This window comes from Marinobacter xiaoshiensis (assembly GCF_031631795.1).
GTDB classification, from domain to species: domain Bacteria; phylum Pseudomonadota; class Gammaproteobacteria; order Pseudomonadales; family Oleiphilaceae; genus Marinobacter; species Marinobacter xiaoshiensis.
Genome location: NZ_JAVMBO010000007.1, coordinates 800,881 through 807,075, shown reverse-complemented (window position 1 = coordinate 807,075; position 6,195 = coordinate 800,881). Strand labels below are relative to the sequence as shown.

The 6,195-nt window shown below is 51.1% G+C and carries 4 protein-coding genes; all 4 read left to right on the top strand.

All coding sequences use genetic code 11. The annotated features are described in order from the left end of the window. Nucleotides 1-503, top strand: a 503-nt coding sequence (locus RKA07_RS07450; RefSeq protein ID WP_310966007.1) for a DUF4114 domain-containing protein, incomplete at its 5' end; no start/stop codon positions are given. A 118-nt stretch (nt 504-621) separates the two neighbouring features. Then, the gene (locus RKA07_RS07445) at nt 622-2,058 is read left to right on the top strand and encodes an exosortase/archaeosortase family protein (RefSeq protein ID WP_310966006.1); all 1,437 of its coding nucleotides are present in this window, start codon (nt 622-624) and stop codon (nt 2,056-2,058) included. After that, nucleotides 2,055-3,503: a lipopolysaccharide biosynthesis protein gene (locus tag RKA07_RS07440; protein WP_310966005.1), complete on the top strand. Its 1,449-nt coding sequence runs from the start codon at nt 2,055-2,057 to the stop codon at nt 3,501-3,503. The genes RKA07_RS07445 and RKA07_RS07440 overlap by 4 nt, the downstream gene beginning before the upstream one ends. Nucleotides 3,504-3,602: 99 nt before the next feature. Then, on the top strand, nt 3,603-6,194 hold the full coding sequence (locus RKA07_RS07435; RefSeq protein ID WP_310966004.1) for an RIFT barrel domain-containing protein: 2,592 nt from the start codon (nt 3,603-3,605) through the stop codon (nt 6,192-6,194). Nucleotide 6,195 lies beyond the last annotated feature (1 nt).

Genomic DNA, 6,195 nt, shown 5'->3' with positions numbered 1-6,195 from the left:
GAACGAATACGTTCGGTGTTTACGACCGGAATAACTCCAGCAACTACATAGAAATATTCTCCGGCACTGACAGCAATGCAATTAACAGCCAGCTGACATTGTCGATGCTGCTTGACGGTACAGTTCGGTTAAACGGCACAGCAGTGGGCAACTTCAGCTCTTCCGATTTTGGGTTTTATCTCGGGTCAGCGAACAACCCATTTAACGCACCTGTGTACTACTCTGACAGCAGCCTTAACACCAACGGCAGCGACCAGATGGTGGCATTCCAGGGTACTGACACCGATACCGTTCAGCTAGCAGGTTTTCAGGCTGGATTGTGGACCAATAAAGAGTTCGTACTGGCATGGGAAGATACTCTCTATGCCAACGCCGACAAGGACTTTAACGACTTGGTAGTTATGGTAGAGTCAGTTCTGCCAGTACCAGAGCCCGGCACGCTGGCCCTCCTCGGCCTTGGCCTTGCAGGACTTGGTGCAGCTCGCCGTCGTCAGAAAGCCTGATTTCGGTTGAGTAATGAAAAGCCAGCTTCGGCTGGCTTTTTTTTGTTTTGAATTTGAGTTCTATGTAGTAGCTATACACAGTATCCTGTCGATTGCTTAGTAGTGCGGCGGAGAAACGATGTTAAGGAAGACATTAAACAACCTACCTCTTTCGAGGCCTTACCTGGTCGTTACCGCTATTGCGGTGCTTATTTTCTACCCGACCTGGATCCGGCTCGCACAAGCATGGCTGGAATTCGAGCAAGTTCTCGCCCATGGCTTGGCTACTGCCCTGATTTTTATCGGGCTACTACTAATCCACCCGCCCAAAAGCGCAACCAACAACACACAGCTCAAGCCCTATCATCTTATAGGGGCCATACTGCTGGTTGTAACAGCATTAACATGGGCACTGCTCGAACTGGTTAGAATCGATACCCTTGCTTTCCTAATGCTTCCAGCTGGCGTAATAGCGACCGCCTGGGCACTGCTCGGGTTGGCCCGAACCCTCAGCTTCCTCCCCTACGTTTTACTTTTATCGCTTTCATTACCTGTATGGGCAGATATGGTTCCCGCACTGGTAGACCTCGCCAGCATAGTGGTAGGAACCTGGGTTAGCTGGTTTGGGATGACAGCCCTTATTGAAGGCAACAGCATCACCCTACCCTACGGCCGCCTCCTCATTGCCGACGGCTGCTCCGGCATACGGTATTTCGCAATTTCCATATTGCTGGCAATGATGACCTCCATTCTTAATGATTATCGCTGGCGCGACTGGCTCATTACATTAATGATCGCCATGGTCATCGGCCTTTTTGCAAACTGGGTGCGCATTACGATTCTCGTAGTGGTTGCCTACGAAACCGACATGCAAAGCGACATGCTTACCGACCACGAAACCATGGGCTGGGTTGTCTACGGATTATTCGTTTTGCCGGCGCTCTACTTCTCACCTGTCCGCAAAAGAATTTCAGAATCGACAGAGACCAAAGCAAAACTCGGCTTTCAAAAAATTGGCATCGCCGCCGTGATTACCGCCATAGTATTAGGCCCCGTCGCGCTAACCATCACGCAGCCTTCAAACACAACAGTTTCCCCCTGGATCCTTGAACTAGCCAGCGCCACACCGGCAAGCGCTGACAACATGCCAATACCGCTCACACTACCAAGCACACTTACTCAGCAGGTATGGAATTCTGAAGGAGCCTGGATATCCCTCACCCAAAGCCAGAAAACCACTACTGAAGAAAAGCTTGTGCCCTACTTGCGACCACCATTCGACCACTCCCTCTGGCAGATTCAGGAAACCTACGGCCCAGGACTAGTGCGCGTTCGGAATATCCTCAACAGGAAGCAAGTTATTGTTGGGCAGTGGTATCAGGTTGGTTCATATCGAGCCTGGACATACAGCGAGGCAAAGCTATTGCAGGTTTTAGCCATGCTGAAAGGAGAGCAGCGGTTTGCCCTTGTGACGCTACAGGCTGAATGTGGACAAACAGAGTGTGACAGAGCAATTGCAAAACTGGATCACCAAATGCCGCTTATCAATAGTCGCCTGACACCCAGCAAGCAATGACAACCAGCTTGAGAGTGCTTAAAAGCGCTGGCCTGTTACTAGGCATGCAACTTGTGCAGCGCGGTCTCGGCATTATCAGCACCCTGATTCTCGCCCGCCTGCTGCTACCCGAACACTTCGGTGTTGTTGCCCTCGTTATCATTGCACTGCAGTTCTTTGAGCTGCTGGTTGAGATCGGCAACCAGCAGTACATCATTCAAAAAACCGACGTCACCGAAGCAGACCTCAACACCGCATGGAGCATGGACATTGCCATCAAGTCCGGCATGTTCGTGTTGATTCTGCTTCTCGCGCCCTCTCTAGCCGACTTCTTTGAAACCCCAGAGCTCACAACAGCATTAACCGTTGCAGCAATTACGCTGCCGCTTAGAGCGCTTAAAAGCCCTGGCATGATGTTGTTAGCGCGGGAAATAAACTACCGCCCAATCTTTAAGCTCACACTTTGGCAAAAAGGACTGTCGTTTATCGTTGTGATCGGCTGGGCTTTCATCAGCCCAAGCCACTGGGCAATCATATCGGGCACCGTTGTATCCGGGCTGATCTTCACCATAGGGTCGTATCGCGTTCACGACTTCCGCCCCCGCTGGACTCTCATTCACTTTCGCCAGCAGTGGCAGTTTTCCCAATGGTTGCTTCTGCGCGGAATTGTTGGTTTCACAAGATCCCAAATAGATAACCTAATGGTTTCACGTCTGTTTGGCACAGCCCAACTAGGAGGGTACAACTTGGTGCGCGAGGTAAGCCTACTGCCAGCGCTGTCAGCCATAATCCCTATGAGCGAACCTTTGCTCGCTGCCATTTCAGAAAGCAAAGCGGACAAGCAGGCACTTGCCTACCGTATACGGTTAAGCCTTGCACTGATGATAACCGTGCTCACCCCAATCACCGCCTTTATAATGCTGTACCCTGAACTCATCATTCGAGTTCTGCTGGGGCCAGACTGGTCGGAATTTGCTCCTTTGCTGGAACCCTTCGGATTATTTTTCTTCACCTTCTGTCTTTTTGCGCTGATCAGCGATGCCATCATCGCCCAAGGGCGAGTAAAACTGCTCTTTTGGTTTGATGTGGCCTCAACTGCCATTATTGTCGCTGTTCTCTGGCTAACTGCCACAGGTGGCCTGGAAATCATGGCATGGGCTCGGGGTTGGCTCGCAGTCGCAACCACTATTGCACTGCTACTGATTCTGGAACAGCAAACCGGGTTCTCGTCCGCTAAACTTTTGTTCCTGTGCATTCCCACTCTTGCAGGAACATCGCTAGCGATTTTGGCAGTTCAATCGATAGGCCTTTCCGGCAGTCATTTCCTGGTGCAGTTTTTAGCGCTAGGCACCCTGCATGTCACAATCGCGGCACTCGTTACAGGTATTACCGGACTGGTTTTACTCAGAGGAACCGAAGAGTGGGGCCAACTCCGCTATCTTCTGAATCAGGCCCGCGGTAAATAAGTGGAAACAAGTTCCTGCACCAGTAAAATGGGGCTTTATGTTACTTCGCGGGCAGATTATTCTAGGCATCAAACAGGGAGTTAAGCAGTAGACAAGCTTATGGAAAAAGTAGCCATTCAAATAAGGGAACCAAACGGTACAGCTCGTATTAAAGAGCCCGTTGGCCTAGGCATCCCTGTGCCTAAAGGCACCGTGAGAAATGCACAGCAACTCGCACTGATGGATGGTGATAAGCCTCTTACTGTGCAGCTACAGCCACTTGCACACTGGCCGGACGGCAGCATACGCTGGGTCCATGTCAGCACCTTGGTAGATTTGGCCCCAAACAGCCAGAAAGACCTGGTGCTTGCCCACCTGAAAACACCTTCCCCTAGCACAACTAAAGCTGCGGTCAGCCAAACAGCAGGTGGCCTTCAGATTACTACAGCAACCGGTAGCGTTATTCTGCAGCCGGATAGCTTGGCTTGGCAGGTTCGTAACCCAAACGATGAAGTCGTGCCCTCTGCAGTCATCCTCAGTGACGACGCAGGAGCGCCCTGCACAGCAAAAGCGGAGTCAAACTGGGAAATCACCCACAAAGGCCCCGTTTTGGTAGCAGCGACCTTAAAGGGCCAGTGGATAAAGCAAACCAACGAACCACTTGCAAGATTCGAATGCGAACTGCGTATTTTTCTGGAAACCGGGTTGGTGCAACTTGAGCTGGTAACACACAACCCCAAGCGTGCACGGCACCCGGGCGGATTGTGGGATTTGGGTGATCCAGGCTCCGTACACTTTCATGAACTCGCTGTAGAAACAGCAGTTCCAGGTACCAGTACCGCCAAGGTCACACCACAGGCAACAGATGTAAGCCCAAGCGTTTTAAATCTTGCTGACTTCAACCTTTATCAAGATTCTAGCGGCGGCGAAAACTGGCAAAGCCGAAATCACGTAGACGCGAACGGCGAAGTCACTACCCAATTTTGTGGTTACCGTCTCACTAGCGCAGGAAAACTCGAACGCGAAGGTAAGCGCGCCAATCCACTGGTGAGCATTGAGCACGATTCCGGGCAGCTAGAGCTTGCAGTACCCCACTTCTGGCAGAACTTTCCAACAAGCCTGCGAAAGGAAGGAAACAAAGTAACCGCTGGACTCTTCCCGAAAGATTCCAAGAGTGTCTATGAGCTCCAAGGCGGCGAAAGGAAGACGCTGCGCTGTCTCATGAGCTACCAGGGAGGCACCAGTCTATCTGCAATGGCTTACACACCTCTGGCACCAATAATCGCCCCAGAGTGCTACGAGCGAGCTGAAGCTTTCCCCTGGTTCAAGGCCAATACACAGCCCGGTCCACTAGACCATCTTATTGCCGAAGGCCTTGAAGGGGAATCTAACTTCTTTGCGAAAAGAGAAGTGATTGACGAGTTTGGCTGGCGCAACTTTGGGGATATCTTTGCGGACCATGAAACCCTCTACCAAGCCGAAGGTGAAGAGCCTTTTATCTCCCACTACAACAACCAATATGATGCCATATGCGGCTTCGCACGACAGTTCGCGTTAACCGGAGACAGCCGTTGGTTTGAGTTGATGGATGATCTTGCCAGCCATGTTGCAGATATAGACATTTACCATACTGAGGAAGACCGGGCGGAATACAATAATGGCCTGTTCTGGCATACCGACCATTACCTTGATGCGTATACAGCTACCCACCGAACTTTTTCCAAACATAACGACACAAGCTCAACACCTGGCCAGACAGGCGGCGGACCAGCGGCTGAGCATTGCTACACTACTGGGTTGCTTTACCATCATTACTTGACAGGTTCGCAAGCCTCACGGGATGCAGTTCTGCAACTAGCTAATTGGATTCGAACTTGGCACGAAGGCCAGGGCGGTCTGTTGGAGCAGATCCTAGCTCTAAAAAAACACGACCTGCCAATGCTGAAAGCTCTTGTGAAAGGGCAGCGCCCTTCCGCACACCAGTATCCGTTTACCCGAGGCACTGGCAACTACCTCAATGCCCTGCTGGACGCATCACTACTGGAACCTGGCGAGAACTGGCTGAACCAGGCGGAAGTTGTTATTAGCAAAACCATCCACCCGGCAGACAACATAGAAATACGCAATTTGCTGGACGTGGAAACAGGCTGGTCATACCTGATATTAATGACCAGCATTGCCCGCTACCTGCACATCAAACGAGAATTCGGCAAAACTGATGCCCACTTCAACTATGCGCGCGATGCATTCATGCATTATGCGCACTGGATGCTGGAGAATGAGCGGCCCTTTCTGTCCGATCCCGAGCAACTCGAATTCCCCAACGACACATGGGTAGCCCAAGATATACGCAAAGCGATGCTGATGTTTCAGGCAGCAGAACTGAACCCGCCAAACGCAAAAGCATTCCAAGATAGAGGAAGCAGGTGGTTAACAGAGATCTGTGAAACTCTAACCAAGAGTGAGCAAAAGCACTATTCACGAATTCTGATTATACTTATGCAGAACTATGGAGCTCATCAGACGGGATATAGGGAAGGCGTGACTGAAGAGCTAACGGGCGAGCCTTCAAAAGCAACGCCCAACAAGCTCCCGATTCTTACATGGGGGGAGCTGTTAGCCAGAGTAGTTACCCGATTGGTTCGAGGCGCACTCACGTTCAGGCCTTCAAAGGAGCGTGCTTGGATTCAAGCTCGATTGGATCGTACTTAAT